The 16,286-nt window shown below is 35.1% G+C and carries 17 protein-coding genes; 3 read left to right on the top strand and 14 right to left on the bottom strand.

What is annotated here, in order from left to right:
• The 13 genes from GXZ93_04955 to GXZ93_04895 form a co-directional block, all read right to left on the bottom strand.
• A partial coding sequence (locus GXZ93_04955; GenBank protein ID HHT79129.1) for a hypothetical protein occupies positions 1–401 on the bottom strand: 401 nt, incomplete at its 3' end.
• 54 nt (positions 402–455) lie between these two features.
• A complete protein-coding gene (gene greA / locus GXZ93_04950) occupies positions 456–923 on the bottom strand; it encodes a transcription elongation factor GreA (GenBank protein ID HHT79128.1) in 468 nt (155 codons plus the stop codon).
• A 160-nt stretch (positions 924–1,083) separates the two neighbouring features.
• Positions 1,084–1,863, bottom strand: coding sequence for a phosphate ABC transporter ATP-binding protein (gene pstB, locus GXZ93_04945; protein ID HHT79127.1), 780 nt, complete (start codon positions 1,861–1,863; stop codon positions 1,084–1,086).
• An 11-nt stretch (positions 1,864–1,874) separates the two neighbouring features.
• Positions 1,875–2,336 (bottom strand): 5-(carboxyamino)imidazole ribonucleotide mutase, encoded by a 462-nt coding sequence (gene purE / locus GXZ93_04940; protein HHT79126.1) that lies wholly within the window; start codon positions 2,334–2,336, stop codon positions 1,875–1,877.
• Between the two features lie 27 nt (positions 2,337–2,363).
• Entirely contained in the window at positions 2,364–3,656 is a 1,293-nt protein-coding gene (gene purD, locus GXZ93_04935) for a phosphoribosylamine--glycine ligase (GenBank protein HHT79125.1), read from the bottom strand.
• An 11-nt stretch (positions 3,657–3,667) separates the two neighbouring features.
• A complete protein-coding gene (locus GXZ93_04930; GenBank protein ID HHT79124.1) occupies positions 3,668–4,975 on the bottom strand; it encodes an adenylosuccinate synthase in 1,308 nt (435 codons plus the stop codon).
• Between the two features lie 67 nt (positions 4,976–5,042).
• Complete coding sequence (gene dnaB / locus GXZ93_04925) at positions 5,043–6,440, bottom strand: replicative DNA helicase (GenBank protein HHT79123.1); 1,398 nt, start codon at positions 6,438–6,440, stop codon at positions 5,043–5,045.
• A gap of 44 nt (positions 6,441–6,484) precedes the next feature.
• A complete protein-coding gene (locus GXZ93_04920; GenBank protein HHT79122.1) occupies positions 6,485–6,988 on the bottom strand; it encodes a 50S ribosomal protein L9 in 504 nt (167 codons plus the stop codon).
• Between the two features lie 48 nt (positions 6,989–7,036).
• Positions 7,037–8,032, bottom strand: coding sequence for a DUF2232 domain-containing protein (locus GXZ93_04915; protein HHT79121.1), 996 nt, complete (start codon positions 8,030–8,032; stop codon positions 7,037–7,039).
• 12 nt (positions 8,033–8,044) lie between these two features.
• Positions 8,045–8,320, bottom strand: coding sequence for a 30S ribosomal protein S18 (locus GXZ93_04910; protein ID HHT79120.1), 276 nt, complete (start codon positions 8,318–8,320; stop codon positions 8,045–8,047).
• A gap of 46 nt (positions 8,321–8,366) precedes the next feature.
• Positions 8,367–8,819 (bottom strand): single-stranded DNA-binding protein, encoded by a 453-nt coding sequence (gene ssb / locus GXZ93_04905; protein ID HHT79119.1) that lies wholly within the window; start codon positions 8,817–8,819, stop codon positions 8,367–8,369.
• A 31-nt stretch (positions 8,820–8,850) separates the two neighbouring features.
• Positions 8,851–9,150: a 30S ribosomal protein S6 gene (rpsF, locus tag GXZ93_04900; protein ID HHT79118.1), complete on the bottom strand. Its 300-nt coding sequence runs from the start codon at positions 9,148–9,150 to the stop codon at positions 8,851–8,853.
• 173 nt (positions 9,151–9,323) lie between these two features.
• Entirely contained in the window at positions 9,324–10,001 is a 678-nt protein-coding gene (locus GXZ93_04895) for a histidine phosphatase family protein (GenBank protein ID HHT79117.1), read from the bottom strand.
• A gap of 240 nt (positions 10,002–10,241) precedes the next feature.
• Here GXZ93_04895 and GXZ93_04890 point away from each other — a divergent pair, with 240 nt between their 5' ends.
• From GXZ93_04890 to GXZ93_04880, 3 genes are all read left to right on the top strand, one after another.
• Positions 10,242–11,393 (top strand): 2-hydroxyacyl-CoA dehydratase, encoded by a 1,152-nt coding sequence (locus tag GXZ93_04890; GenBank protein HHT79116.1) that lies wholly within the window; start codon positions 10,242–10,244, stop codon positions 11,391–11,393.
• A gap of 51 nt (positions 11,394–11,444) precedes the next feature.
• Positions 11,445–12,722: a 2-hydroxyacyl-CoA dehydratase gene (locus GXZ93_04885; protein HHT79115.1), complete on the top strand. Its 1,278-nt coding sequence runs from the start codon at positions 11,445–11,447 to the stop codon at positions 12,720–12,722.
• 85 nt (positions 12,723–12,807) lie between these two features.
• Positions 12,808–13,620: a 2-hydroxyglutaryl-CoA dehydratase gene (locus GXZ93_04880; protein HHT79114.1), complete on the top strand. Its 813-nt coding sequence runs from the start codon at positions 12,808–12,810 to the stop codon at positions 13,618–13,620.
• Here the strand turns inward: GXZ93_04880 and GXZ93_04875 are convergent.
• A complete protein-coding gene (locus tag GXZ93_04875) occupies positions 13,556–16,228 on the bottom strand; it encodes a CBS domain-containing protein (protein HHT79113.1) in 2,673 nt (890 codons plus the stop codon). The two genes, GXZ93_04880 and GXZ93_04875, sit on opposite strands and share 65 nt — an antisense overlap.
• Positions 16,229–16,286: the final 58 nt, after the last annotated feature.

The raw sequence follows: 16,286 nt of genomic DNA, 5'->3' as shown, positions 1-16,286 counted from the left end.
AATTCATTATATTTCTCTTCACCTATATTGTTTATGTTAAGATAAAGCTGAATCTGGCCACTGAAATCCTTTATAATACTGAAAGTTGCTTTCCCATGCTTTCTGAATACCATTATTCTTCCGGCAAGCAGAAAAATCTCCTCTTTCCTTTCCCGGTTATCTATATCTGAATATTTTTTCTTTAAAGTTTCTGTATCAGTGTTTGGTTTGAAATTTCTTGAATACAAATCTTTTGAGACATTTCTTAGATTTTTTATTTTTTCAATTTTAAGTTTCAGTGGTTCGCTTAAAGGGTCTTCAAGTTCAAGCAGGTATTCTGCATCCGAGTTCTCAATATTATGTATATTTAATTTCGGATTTTCATAATCCGGGACAGGTTCGCTTTTATTATTTTTGGTCATGGTAATATAAAATCCAATCTGTCTGTTATTGTTAAAATATTATTATCAGAAGAATTAAATTATATCTATTACTTTTAATCTCAGTATTTTTCCAGGTATCTTTACCGAGATCTCATCTTTAATTTTTCTGCCAAGCAGCGCTTTGCCCAGAGGAGATTCGTCAGATATTTTCATGTTTTCGGGTTCGGATTCAACAGAGCTCACAATTTCAAATTCTTTATTTTTATTTTCATCAAGGTCCCTTACAATAACCAGCGACCCTATATCAATAAAATCTTTATTGATTTTTTTATCAACAATCACATAATTCTGAAGAATATCACTTATTTGTTCTATCCTGCCTTCAATAAAGGCCTGTTCATTTTTTACATATTCATATTCCAGGTTCTCTGAAAGGTCGCCTCCTGAATTCTTGGCTTCCTTAAGCCTTTCAGCAATTTCTTTTCTTTTGTTCTTAACAAGATAATCCAGATCGTTTAAAAGTTTTTCGTAGCCTTCCTGAGTTATTCTATATTCTTTCATTAAGATAGTCTCCCGAAAAATAAACATTAAAAATATGTGCACGTATTATATTGCAATATAATGTAGTTGTCAAAAAAGAATCATTACTATTTAAATTTTTGTAAAGAAGCTGAAAAACAGCTTTGCACAGATCATTTTTTTGTATTTTTTAACAAAAAAATTAACCAAATCTCCCGGTTATATAATCTTCAGTTCTTTTGTCGGAAGGAAATGTAAATATCTTTTTGGTATCTTCATATTCGATAAGTTTTGCAGCCTGTCCCTGTTCTTCCATTAAAAGAAATGCTGTTTTCTGGGAAACTCTTGCAGCCTGTTGCATATTGTGAGTCACAATTATTATTGTATAATTCTTTCTTAATTCCAGAATAAGGTTTTCTATTTTCTGTGTGGAAATCGGATCAAGAGCTGATGCAGGTTCATCCATTAAAACTATCTCGGAATCAACGGCAAGAACTCTTGCAATGCACAGTCTTTGCTGCTGCCCGCCCGATAGGTCAAGAGCGCTTTTATTAAGTTTATGTTTGACTTCATCCCATAATGCAGATTTCTTAAGACTATCCTCCACAATCATGTCAAGGGTGCTTTTTGAGTACTTCTTGTGAAGCCTTGGCCCGTATGCAACATTATCATAAATGGTTTTGGGGAATGGGTTGGGTCTCTGAAAAACCATCCCTACTTTTTTTCTGAGCTCAACCACATCGACTCCTGATTTATAAATGTCTTTACCGTCTATTTCTACGCTACCTTCAACTTTTGCATTACCGAGAAGTTCATTCATTCTGTTAAACGTTCTAAGCAGGGTTGACTTCCCGCATCCTGAAGGCCCTATTATTGCAGTTATGGTATTTTTTATAATATCAAAGCTGATATCTGTAAGTACTTTTGCATCACCGTAATAAAAACCAAAATCTTTAATTTTTATTTTAATATTGTCTGACATAAAAAATCATCCTATCTGTTCAGATTTTTTTTATAAATTATTAATTTTTCTTCTATTTCAGGATACTTAAGCGCCAGAATCTGGGCGGCAAGTATCCCTGCATTTTTTGCACCATTAATGGCAACTGTTGCCACGGGAACTCCTCCCGGCATCTGCACTATGGATAAAAGCGAATCCAGCCCACCGAGATCATCAGTTTTAATAGGAACCCCTATTACAGGGAGTGTCGTATATGCAGCTATTACCCCCGGAAGATGAGCTGCTTTGCCGGCTCCGGCAATTACTACTTCAAATTTATTCTCTTTAAGTTTTTTTGCGAAATCTGATGTTTTATCCGGCATCCTGTGCGCAGAAGAAATGATTTTCTCATAACCTATGTCAAGTTCTGCCAGAATATTCTCAGCCGAACTCATAATTTTTTCATCTGAACTGCTTCCCATCAGAATAGCAACTAATTTTTTTATTGCTGCCATTTCCGCAAACCTCCCGGATAGATTCTTTTATTTTTCCGCAACTTTCCTGGCAATATCATTTCTGAACTGCATACCATCAAAATTTATGCTTTTAATTTTATTATAATTTTTTTCAATCGCACCCTTGAAAGTTATATCTTTACTGACGATATTTAAAACTCTTCCACCGTTAGTAACTATATTACCGTTTTCCATGCGTGTTCCGGCATGAAAAACAAGAATATCATCCTTATTGGAATGCTTGCTGATACCATGTATTACATCACCTCTGAAAGATGTATCCGGATATCCTTTTGAAGCAATAACCACGCAGATACATTTTTCCCCGCTCCATTCCAGCTCAGTTCCGTCCAGATTTCCGCTAGCTGCATTCATAAGGATTTCAAGAAGATCATTTTTCAGCCCTGGCAGAACAACCTGGGTTTCCGGATCTCCGAATCTGCAATTGTATTCAAGAAGATAGGGCTCGTTATTCTTTATTATTATCCCGCCGTACAATATTCCTTTATAAACTATACCTTCTTTTTTCAGAGAATCAAAAGTGGGAAAAATAATTTTGTCCAGTATTTTCTTTCGTAAACTCTCATCCACAAAAGGCACCGGGCTAAAACTCCCCATGCCGCCGGTATTTTTTCCTTTGTCATCATCAAAGATTCTTTTATAATCCTGGGCAAATTCCATAGGTATTATGCTTTTTCCATCGCAAAGACACATGACAGATACTTCAAACCCTGCAATAAATTCCTCAATTACTATCTCTTCTCCCGATTTTCCGAATAGGTCTTCAATAAAAAACCCTCTTAGGGCTTTGATCATCTCGTCTTTGTTTTTACATATAATCACGCCTTTTCCCGATGCAAGGCCGTCAGCCTTTATTACCCATGGATAACTGTCCGCATCAAGGTTTTCAATAAATGCTTTTGCTTTTTCATACTCATTTTTTTTAAAAAAATACGCTTTTGCCCCGGGAATATTGTTTCTCTCAGCAAATTTCTTTGTAAAAACTTTGCTTCCTTCAATTCTTGCAGCATTTTCTGAGGGCCCGAATACAGCATGACCGTTTTTTTCAAGATAGTCTGCAATACCGTCAACCAGAGGAGCTTCAGGGCCGACAATGGTAAAATCTATTTTATTATTATTTATAAATTCAAGAAGGGTCGGAAAATTATCTTTGTCCGTCGGAATATCAACACAGTTGGCAATCCCTGCTATGCCTGCATTCCCCGGAGCAACAAAGATTTTTTTAACCTTTCTGTTTTGTGAAACTTTCCAAGCCAGGCAGTGTTCCCTGCCTCCGCTTCCCAGTATGAGTATATTCATTCAAATCCTCTTTAGTCAGTATGTTTTAAAAAGCTTTTTAAATCATTGTCCCTGATAATTATCTGATGCCTGTCAGGTCCGACACTTATCATTGAAGCAGGAATGCTTAAAAGCTCTTCAAGAATTTCGATATATTTTCTTGCATTATGCGGAAGTCCGTTAAAATCCTTGATATCGGAAATATCTTCATCCCAGCCATCAACTTCAATATATACAGGCTTGCTTTTCTGCAGGGTTATGCAGTTAGGTGTGACATTATCGTATATTTTCCCGCCAATGTCATAGCCTGTACATATTTTTATTTTTTCAAGACCGGTAAGAACATCCAGTTTTGTAATTGCAAGACTATCAAGATTATTTATTATTTTTGCGTATCTTATTGTTACACAGTCGAACCATCCGCATCTTCTTGCTCTCCCTGTTGTTGTTCCGTATTCATTTCCTTTTTTACGTATATAGTCACCATTTTTATCAGATAGTTCAGTTGGAAATACTCCTTCTCCAACCCTGGTACAATATGATTTTGTTATTCCTATAACATTATTTATTCTTTTGGGGCCTATTCCTGAACCTGAAAAAACTCCGCCGGCAGTAGTGGAAGAAGATGTCACATATGGATAGGTGCCATGATCTATATCCAGCAATGTGCCCTGTGCTCCTTCAAATAATATGTTCTTACCTTCATCTATAGCCTTATTCACCAGAAATGCAGTATCGACAACATATTTTTTCAGGATTTCAGCATATTGCATATAATTGTTGAAAATATCTTCAACCTCAAAAGCATCTGAAGAATATACTTTTTCAAGAATAGCATTTTTTATTTTAAGAATACTGCTTAATTTTTGTTTAAATACTTCAGGGTCCATAAGGTCGCAGATTCTTATTCCCGACCTGCCTGCCTTATCAGCATATGCCGGACCGATACCTTTTCGGGTAGTTCCTATTTTTAAGGAACCAAGACTGTTTTCAGTCACACTATCAAGTGCTATATGATAGGGCATAATTAAATGACAGTTAGAGCTTATTCTTAAATTATCGGTCCTAACACCTTTGCTTTCAAGATCTCTTAACTCATTAATAAGTGTCATAGGGTTTACTACAACACCATTGCCTATTACACAAACTGCGTTTGGATTAAGTATTCCTGAAGGAACAAGGTGTAGTTTGAATTCATTCTTATCAAGAATAACAGTATGGCCTGCATTGTCACCACCCTGAAATCTTACAACCATTTCTGCTTTGTTTGATAAAAGGTCGGTTATTCTGCCCTTTCCCTCATCACCCCACTGGGTACCTACCAGAACAATATTAGACATTTTAAAATACCTCTTGTTTTGAATCAATCATAGTCTGCTGATAAATTTTAAAAGAACCCTGATAAAATTATGTGCCTGCTTCTTCAGCATGAACTTTATCAAGATTTGAAAAAAGTGCAAATTCCTTTGAGAATCTTAAATTTACTTTGCCGGTAGGGCCGTTCCGATGTTTTGCAATAATGATTTCTGCTGTTCCGGCATCCTTGCTGTTTTCATCATAATATTCATCCCTGTATATAAACATTACAAGATCTGCATCCTGCTCTATTGCTCCCGACTCCCTGAGATCGGCAAGAACCGGTCTTTTGTTGTCTCTTCTTTCAACTTCACGGGACAATTGTGAAACTGCAAGAATAGGTATTTTCAGCTCTCTTGCAAGGCTTTTTAAATTTCTTGATATTTCCGATATTTCAAGCACTCTGTTTTCTCTGAAATTCAGTCCCGAATTCATAAGCTGAAGATAGTCAACCACTATCAGTCCGACTCCGTATTTGCTTACAAGCATTCTTGCTCTTGATCTCAGATCCATTATCGATAAAAATGCAGTATCATCTATGAATATCTTTGTTTTGGAGAGTTTTTCAATTGCAAAACCAAGCTTTTGCCATTCGTGCTCCCTTATGTCGCCTGATCTTATTCTCTGAAGATCTATTCTTGCTTCGGAGCAAAGAAGTCTCTGCGCAATCTGCTGCTTGGACATTTCAAGAGAAAATATAACCACAGGCGTATCTTCCTTAAAACCTGCATTTCTTGAAATGCATAAAGCAAGAGAAGTCTTGCCCATTCCCGGTCTTGCAGCCACAATTATAAGATCTGAATTATGAAGACCGGAAGTGATTTTATCAAGATCTGTGTATCCCGTAGAAACTCCTGTAATGGAAGTTTTTGTTTCCGACAGCAGAACGGTCTGATCATATACGTCTGTAAGCACTTCTCTTAACTGGGATATGAGATTATTTTTGGAACTATAATTCAGGTCCTGGGAAACTGAAAAAATCAGCTGCTGTGCTTTATCAACAGTCGAAGCAAGGTCTTCAGGTATCTCATAGCCCATTCTTGCTATATCTGTGGCTGCATATATAAGTTTTCTTAAGATTGAATTGTGCTTTACTATCTCAGCATAATAAACGGCATTTGAGGCAAGCGGTATGTTTGAAATAAGGGAATGGATAAAAGTTCTCCCTCCCACCTCTTCAAGCAGATTCTTTTTTTTTAAATAATCTGCAAGGGTTATAGGGTCTACAGGTTCTCCCTTTGCATAAAGTTCTTTAATTCCCTTGAATATTTCTATGTTGGAAGTCCTGTAAAAATCATCCTCTTTTACAATTTCGATTACTTCACTGATAGCTTCTTTTGAAATAAGCATGGAGCCTATTAAAGATTCTTCTGCTTCCAGATTATATGGCGGAATTCTTTCAAGTTTACCTGTATTTAATGTTTCTTTAAAAGTGCTTGCCTTCTTCATATTGCCTTATTTAAAACAAAAAATATTCTCCAAAAAACAAAACATTACTCTGCAACAGTCTCAGCTGCAGCGTTTTCATTTTCTCCTGCATCAGCCTGTTTCTTGTCAGCCTCTACTGAAACAGTTACATTGCATTTTATCTCTTTATAAAGCTTGATTTCTATTTCATAAGATCCTGTTTCCCTTATTGAATCTTCAAGTTCGATTTTCTTTCTGTCTATTTCTATTTTTTTGAAAGACAATATTTTTTCTGCAATATCCTTATTGGTTATTGAACCATATAATTTTCCTTCAGGACTGGATTTGACCTTGAATATAAGCTTTGTGCCTTCAAGCTCTTCGGCTATACCGGTTGCTTCCCTGATATTCCTAGCCTCTACTTTTATCCTGGATTTCTTTAATATTTCTGATTGTTTTATATTTCCCGGAGTTGCAATCGTTGCAAATCCGTTTGGTATAAGATAGTTTTTTGCATAACCATCCTTCACATTTACGATGTCTCCAAAACTACCAAGTTTATCTACATCCTTTGTTAGAATAATCTTCAACTTTTCCTCCTAATTATAATAAACAGATTAACGTCTATCCAAATATATTTAATGTCTTTCAAGTTTCCTGAAATTAATCCATATATCCAGTATCCCCATAATAGGGATTATTATCAGCAATACCATAGAAAAACTGATTGCAATTATTATCAATATGCGCCATAAATGTGCTATCTTTAAATTATCAAAAATCCCCCATAATACCGCAAATCCTATTACGGTATAAGACAAGCCAAAAATAATAAGTATATTTGCTCCGACTACATCAAAATAGAAATCAAATCCTGAATTAAAATTTGGAATTAAAACCAGAATAAGTCCGGCAATAAAACCAAAAATAAGATACCACGGCATATCCCAGGTCTTAAAAAGAGGAATTCCTCTGAGAACAATACCGTTTTTCCTGAATATGATCATGCTCCAGTAATAACTTATAAAAGCACTTAGAAATATATAGAAAATAACCATACTCGGAATAAGATATGGGATCTTATTCAGATAACTGCCGGCCTGCGTAAGAACAAGCTCCATTTGCTCACTGGTGATTGACATGGTTTTCATATATCCCTGAACAATAGGGTCTTTCGGAAGACTTGCAACCGCTTCCTTATATCCGATCAGAAAGCCCGGAATAAAATCCGGGTTCTCAAAAACTGTTATATAAACAATATATATAATCAGAAGACCAATAAAAACCATGCCTGACAAAGCAATAGTTAAAAATGGTCCTTTATTTCTTAAAAAACAGAATCTGAATATAAAAGAAACAGATATAAGCAGCGCCAGAAACAGGAAAGGAGTTTTTATATCAAAAACAAATAATACCGAACTGCCTAAAACCGAGCATAATATGCTTTCCCATATTCTTCCTTCAAGCATCATCCTTACCGAAGGGATTGTTATAAGTGCAAGCCCTATTATCCCTATAAAAGGTATGAAAATACTTATTGACAGGACGGCAAATGCCAGAACTGAAAACAAGAGCATTTTAAACAGATTGCTTTTTGGCTGATTAAAATTATTAATATTTTCAAAGGGCGACATCAGAATAACCTTTTACCTTGAAAAATAAGGCATAAGGGCAATCTCTCGTGCCCTTTTAATTGCTTTGGCAATCATGCTCTGATGCTGGGCACAATTACCCGTAGATCTTTTTGGCCTTATTTTGCTTTTGTCGGAAACAAATTTCCTCAACATGGACACGTCTTTATAATCGATATTATCAATATTTTCTTTACAAAAATAACAATATCTTTTTCTTTGCTTTAAATTTAAAAGATTTTGCTTTGAATCCTTTAAATTTCTTTCTTCTCTTGCTTTTTTTCTAGCCAATTTTAAGTTCTCTCCTTTTTAAATTAAATTTTTAGTCTCTTAAAGATTAAAAGGGAATATCCTCACTCGCAAAATCAATGTCATCGTCGCCACTCTCTGCTCTTGCCCCCTGATAGTCTTCCGAGTAATCTCCTCTTGCATTTTTCTTTATTTCACAGGAAGCAAACTCAAGGCTTGGAGCAACAATACTGGCAGTGAGTTCCATGGTTATTCTGTGCTCTCCGTCCTTCTCATAAGTACTTGCAGATAATTTACGTCCAACAACTACCACCCTGTCACCTTTCTTAAGACTTTCCGCACAATTTTCCGCCAGCTTATACCATGTTATAATTCTGTAAAAATCTGTATTTTCGACCCACTCCATTGTTTTTTTATTCTGATAATTCCTATTAACAGCAATGTTAAAATTAGCAACTGCGCTGCCTGAAGGAGTAAATCTCAGATCGGGATCTCTGGTCAGATTGCCGCTAAGTAGCATAAAAAATGGATTTAAAGACATAGTTTCACCTTTTTATTTATATATTGGAATGCTATTCTTTCAAGTCGTTTTCTTTTTTTACAATCAGATGCCTTAGTATATTATCATTAATCTTATTTACCCTGTCGATTTCATTTATTACTTTTTCGTCAGCATTAAAATCAATGATGTAGTAATACCCGTTCTCCTGATGTTTGATCGGATAGGCAAGCTTTCTTGTTCCCCATTTGACTGAATCAGTAACTGCTCCCTTGCCTTTTTCGATAATTGAAGTGATTTTATGGTATTCTTTTTCGATTGCTTCCTCATCAAGACTGGCATCAAAAATTACCATGATTTCATAATCTCTCAAACTTATACCTCCTATGGACTAATAATTATATATTAGGCCCTGTTAAATCAGGGCAAAAGGTACCATTGCTTCATATTAAGTTTTTCAAACCTAAGCCAAACAATAAAATACCGAATGAAGATATTATAACATTTATTTGATTAAGGCAACATCTTTATATTTTAAGATTTGCTTTAATCTTTCTGTTCCCTGATTGAAGCATACTTTTTGATTACGCTGTCAGAATTATCACTATAATATTTATAAAGATGTCCGGTAAAATTTATCTGGGATATATATGTGAACTCTTTATCAAGATAAACTATGTTTATTGCCCCATGACTCTGTATAATGGAGCTCCATTTTTCCGGAGGCATTTTTAACCAGTAAACCAGTAATGAAACAATTAATCCGCCATGGGATATTATGAGTATGTTTGAATTATCCGGATTTTCCTCAAAAATGCTTCCGAGTTCATTAAGAGCTCTTTTTGTAAGGCTTGCAAAGCTTTCCCCCTCTGTGGGGGGATTCGAGTAGGGATCCTTTAGCCAGTTCTGGTAATCAGAGTTATATTTTTCGTTAATCTCATCAAATTTTAGTCCTTCCCATTTTCCGAAACTGACTTCTTTTAAATTCTCCCTTATCGCATAGTCTTTTTTCAAAACTTTTTTAAAAGCTTCCGCGGTTTCAACAGCCCTGCCCAGCGGACTTGAATATATTCCTGAAAACTGAACCTTGGAAAGATATGTTGCTGAAAGTTTTGCCTGCTGCACTCCTTCACGAGTAAGATCGGTATTTGTAATTCCCTGATATCTGCCTTCACTATTCCACCTGGTCTTTCCATGTCTGACAAGAAATAGTTTGAACCCCATTTTTCCTCCAAAAATATTTATATACAAACTTATATGTTGATTTTATATTAATAAATTTAAATTCTTTGAAACTTAAAATCAATATAAACATCTAAATTTATTGACTGATTAAAAAAACATTTATATTCTCTTAAAACAATGATTGTATTTTTATTTAAAAATCAGTTTCATTTTAATACTTAATGATTTATATGGCTAAACATATTTCTGTTTGTATTAACATCAGATAATATATTGACTATGAACCTGAAAATTGAGGAGTTTTTTAAAAATTCAATAAATAGCCGCAGTCCTTCAGATAATAATAAAAAAACAGCAGGATACAGCTGCAGTTATGTTCCGGAAGAATTAATAACAGCTGCGGGTTTTATTCCTTACAGGATTTTTGGAAACAAGGAAAGCAATCTTGCAGACAAATATTTCCCCATAAATTATTGTCCTTATGTAAAAGCGGTATGGGAAGAGATCCATCACAATGACACACTGAGTTCCCTTATTCTTGCCACTTCCTGTGATGGCATCAGAAGATTAAAAGATTATGTGTCATATTATGAGAAAGAGCTTCCTGTTTTTATGCTTGATATTCCCCGCAAATCTGATAAAAACTCAGTAGAGTTTTTTGCAGATAATCTGAAAAAACTATGGCTTTTCCTATGTGAAATCGGCAATACCGATCCGGAAGAAACAGAAAGAATAAAAACTTCCTTATCTTTGATGAGAAGAAAAAGAGCACTTCTAAAGGAGCTTACAGAGCTATACGAAAATGACAGAAACCATGCTGTCGGAAATAAGGATTATTTCAAAATAATAAATATTTCCCTTAATTCAAGAGCTGATATTTTTAACGATGAATTAAATGAATACATCAGAAAAATAAAATTTTCCGGAGATAATAATGGTATCGGAAACAATGGTTCAGCAAGTAGTTTAAAAATAATGATCATGGGCAATTATTTAAATGATGATAATTTCTGGTCTGTTTTTGAGAGCCTTGATGTAAAACTTTTATCAAGCGATCTTTGCATAACATACAGATATTTTGATATAGAAGAAACGGAGAATCCGGATGGAATTATGTCTGAAGAAAATGACATCTTCAGCGATATAGCCTGCTCTTATATCTCAAAACCGGCATGTTTCAGAATGGCAGGCATAACCGACAAAATAAATCGTATGAGAACAAAAATTTTTGACAACAATATCAGGGGGGTTATCTTTGCAAGCCTCAAATTTTGTGACAATACTCTTTACTCTTTTCCTGCCGTCAAAGAAGAGCTTGGCAGAATAAAAATTCCTTCAATATTTCTTGATATTGAATACGGGAAATCATCATACGGCCAGTTAAAAACAAGAATAGAAGCTTTTATTGAAATGCTCAGCCTGTATAACTGAAATTGATTTTTAAAATTTACTATAATTACAGAAATAACCTGGAAATAAACAATGGGTATTGGTTCAATCAAACAAAATATAATAAATAATATTCAGAACAACCTGGATATAAAAAGCATAAGAAAAATACTGAAATTCATTTCAAATCCTCTGATTTTCAGTTTATACGGTCTTACATTCAAGTCAGTATCTGACAAATATCTAAATAAATACAGTCTCTCATACATGAAAGAAGTCTACTGTGGCAATTATCCGGTAGCATACGGGTCTCTTTTTGTCCCTTATGAGTTATTAAACAGCCTTAATCTTAAACTTGTCCTACCTGAGGTGATGGGAGGTTTTACTGCCGGACTGGGAGTGACCGGCAAAACACTGGCAAACGCAACAAACAACTGGTATTCCGCAGATTTATGCACATTTCACAGAAGCGCTTCAGGGGCTGCAAATATGGATCTGTTCCCAAAGCCGGATTTTATCGTCTGCAGCAATCTTGCATGTGATGCCGCCTGCAAGTCTTTTGAAGATATGGCAAAAAAGTTTAAAATTGAAGACAGATTTTATTTAATAGATATACCTTATGAGGATGATGATGCTGCAGTCGGATATCTTGCAGGACAGCTTAAAAATATTTTTTATGATATATCGGAAAAATTAAAAATAAAACCTGATATAAACGACCTGAAAAAAAGTCTTGCAAATTCCAACAAACTTAGGGGCCATCTTATTGAAGTAAATAAAATACGCGAGGAATTATTAGATTACCCTCAATACTATAACGGATTAAGTTACATACTTCCTCTTTTCGGGCTTGCCGGAACAAGTCGGGCTGCAAAACTTTTCAGAATAATGGAGAAAGAATTAAAAGCCAAATTAAGAAAACAGCATCCTTCCCGCAAAATGAAAAAACTATTGTGGATGCATTTAAAACCTTATTACAGAAATGACATATTCAGCATTCTTGAAGAAAATGGATGCAGGGTGGTATGTGAAGAGATAACAGACGTATTCTGGAAAGAACCGGATATCGGGAAACCCTTTGAAAGTCTTGCATTAAAGATGCTTTCAAATCCTCTCAGAGGAAGCGGACAAAACAGAATTAATACTATTTTATCAATGACAGAAAGATATGAAATAGATGCCGCAGTGCTCTTTTCGCACTGGGGCTGCAGGCAAAGCAACGGACTTGCAAGGATATTAAAAGATACTCTTGCAGATAAAAAAATACCTTTGCTGGTTCTGGATGGAGATTGTGTGGACAAAAATAACTGTCCTTCAGGACAGTTAAAAACCCGTATTGAAGGTTTTGTTGAAATAATAAATTCACTGTAAAAAAGCTTCTGCTATTTTTGTTTTGATTATTTGCCTGATATGTCAGGTAGTCTTAAAATTATAAAAAATATTTTCGGAGTTGCAAATGTATAGTTGTGGTATTGATATCGGTTCAGTTTCAACTGAAGCCGTTATCTTAAAGAGTAGTGAAAATAATATGGAAAATTTTGAGATTTGTTCTTATGTTATCGGAAGGACAGGCTCAGACATAAAAACTGCATCGGAAAGCATTTTTAACGATGCGCTTGCAAAGGCAAAAATAAATAAAAAAGATATCAATGGCATAATTGCTACCGGTTATGGAAGAAAGAATGTAAGTATTGCAGACAGAGATATCACTGAAATTACATGCCATGCAAGCGGCGTGCTTTCTGTCTTTCCTGATGTAAAGACTATTATCGACATAGGTGGTCAGGATTCAAAAGTAATCAAAATAGATAAATTTATAAAGAAACCTATTGATTTTTTAATGAACGATAAATGCGCTGCAGGCACAGGCAGATTTCTTGAAGTAATGGCAAAAGCGCTTGATATCGAGCTTGAGGCTTTTGGAAAAATATTTGCCGAAACAAATGAAAGAATAGAAATAACTTCCACCTGTACCGTTTTTGCAGAATCTGAAATAGTCTCACTTATCGGCCACGGTGTCGACAAAAGAAAAATAGTGAAAGGGCTTCTTTATTCAGTAGCGGACAGAATCATATCAATGATCTCAAGACTTGGTATTGAAGAACCTGTTGCGCTGACAGGCGGAGTGGCAAAAAATTCAGGCATATCAGGGGCTATTGAGGAGAAACTTGGCACAAAATTACTGATTCCCTTTGAGCCTCAGATCACCGGAGCTCTGGGAGCGGCTGTTCTTGCTTTAAAGATTGCAAAAGCAAAGCAGCTTTTATGACTTCATCTCCCCTGTTTTTTATTTTGCCGTCCAGCTTCATTTTTAAAAGTTCGTCAAGCAGAAAGCCTATATTCCTGGAAGGTCTGCATCCCATTTTTACAAGATCATTTCCATCTATGCTTAATTTCTGATCTTTCAGGTCGGAAACATACTTATAAATTCTTTTTTTGATTATCCCCCCAAAAGCAGCATAAAAAGCCAGCAGCTCAGGAGGAACATATTTTAAAATATCATAAATTTCCGAATTGGACAGAAACTTCATTTTAAGCTTTTCCATCAAGTCCTGTTGCTTTTCAGCAAAATACATTATCAGTAAAGTATCCTTTTTTCTTACTTTCATCTCAGAGCACCAGGATTGTATTTCACTTTTGTTTTTACCCTGAAGAATAAAAGCAAAAATTATGCGCCACTGTTTTATTTCATCACCATAAAAGCCTTTGATGATATTGTATTGTTCAATGATTTCTTTAAGTTTCTTCTGAAATCCTGAATCTGTTTTTATATCGATTTTTATTTTTTTAAGAGCTTCATAGTCGCAAAGCCTTTTTAATGATTTCCAGGGTTTTTCCTCTTCAACTATCGCAATTAGTTCGTCTCTTATTCTGACTCCTGTAAGTTTTGTTATTATATCATTTTCTATTGCGTGTTTTATCAGATACTCGGTCTGGCTGTCTATTTTGAATCCAAATCGCTGTTCAAACCTCACAGCTCTGAAAATTCTCGTAGGATCTTCCACAAAGCTTAATTTATGCATTACCCTGATTTTCTTCTTCCTTATATCTCTCAGACCTCCGAAATAATCTATCAGTTCACCCATATTTTCCTTATTCAGGGAAATTGCCATTGAATTTATCGTAAAATCTCTCCTGCACAGATCCTGTTTTATAGAGCCTTCCTCTATGTCGGGCAATGCAGCAGGTTTTTTATAATATTCCGTACGGGCAGTTGCCACATCTATATGATTTTTATTATCAAGAACTATTACGCTTGTCTTGAATTTTCTGTGAGTCCATACTTTGGCATTTAATATCCCGGCAAGCTTATTTGAAAAAGAAATCCCGTCTTTTTCAACAACAATGTCTATGTCAACATTGGGTTTGTTCAGTATTATATCCCTTACCATTCCGCCAACCAGATAAACTTTGTTTCTATCATCTCTGGAAAGAGCTGAAATTTTCAGAAGAAGTTTCACTATGTCCCCGGTAAAAAGAATATTGATCCTTTTCATAAGATTGACATCGGAAAAAATGGCTTCTTCCCCCGACCTGTTAACAGACTTGTCGGCATGCTTATTTATTATTTTTTTATTTTCTTCATCTTTGTAGTTTAAAAATCTTATGATGTCTTTTCGGGTGACTATACCGATTATTTTTTTTCCTGACACTATGGGAACTCTTCCAATACCGTTTTCAATCATCAGTCTCTGGATTTCTTCGATTGTCGCATTCGGACCGGCAGTTATTATTTCCCCTGATCTGAAACCTTTTACGGGTGCGTGCGAAAGCCCGTGTCTGGCAGCTTTATCCAGGTCTTTTCTTGTGATAATACCAGTCAGAACTCCCTTATCACCTACAATAGGAATACCGGTATGTCCGTATTTTCTAAGGATACTGCTTGAATAAGAAATACTTACATTTTCATTAATGACTCTTACGGGAAAAGTCATTACATTTTTTGCAAGAATAGGTTTTTTTATCTTTTTTCTTAATTTATCTGTAAGAATTTTTTCAATTTCATCAAATTCCACATCTTTAATTACTGCCGATGAAGCAAGCTTGTGTCCTCCACCCTTAAAAACAGAAAGAATTTCCGAGACATCCGTATCGGCATCATCGCTTCTTCCCACCATATATATTTTGTCCTTCATCTTGACCCAGCAGAATACTATGTTTTTCTCTTCAATTAATCCCAGTTTTCTTGTAAGAACGGAAAGACCCTCTATATAGTTTTTTGTCCTGCTGTCTGACAAAAGAATTTCCTTTTCATTTATTTTTATTGTTCTTGCATTTAAAATCAGCTTTTCAAGAAGATCATGCTGCTTTTTATTCAGGGGAAGATTGAGGAACTTTGAAATCACATATATATTGGCATTTTTTTTCAGTAAAAAAGATACGGTATCCAGATCGGCATGGGTGGTATTAAGATAAGTAAAATTACCTGTATCTTCATATATTCCCAATGCAAACAATGTTGCTTCAAATTGTGATACAGGGATATTTTTCTCAATTATTTCCTGTACAATAATTGTTGTAGTGGAACCGACATTTTTATAATAATTTTTTGCATCAGGAATATCTTCTTTTGTCTTTTTGTGATGATCTATGGTTATTTTTTCGACTTCTCTTCTATTTACTATTTCCTGAACCGGGCCAAGTCTTGAAGCTATGCGTGTATCTATTACTATTGCTTTTTTTACTTTTTCAGGATTGATATCAGATATCTCTCTAATATGCGGTAATTTTTCTTCATGCAGCAGTATGAATTCCCTTACATTCTGATTTATGGAAGAAGGCAATATGATTTCAGCTTCAGGATAAAGTTTCTTGGCGGCAACCATTCCGGAAAATGAGTCAAAATCAGATGCCAGATGGGTGACTATGATTTCCATTTTACTCTATTTTTTATTTTAAATTAAAACGAGAATTATATATCTGTATGCCTGCCGG

It is taken from the genome of Actinomycetota bacterium, from assembly GCA_012837825.1.
Classification (GTDB): Bacteria; Actinomycetota; Humimicrobiia; order Humimicrobiales; family Humimicrobiaceae; genus Humimicrobium.
This window is presented reverse-complemented; position numbering and strand designations above follow the sequence as displayed.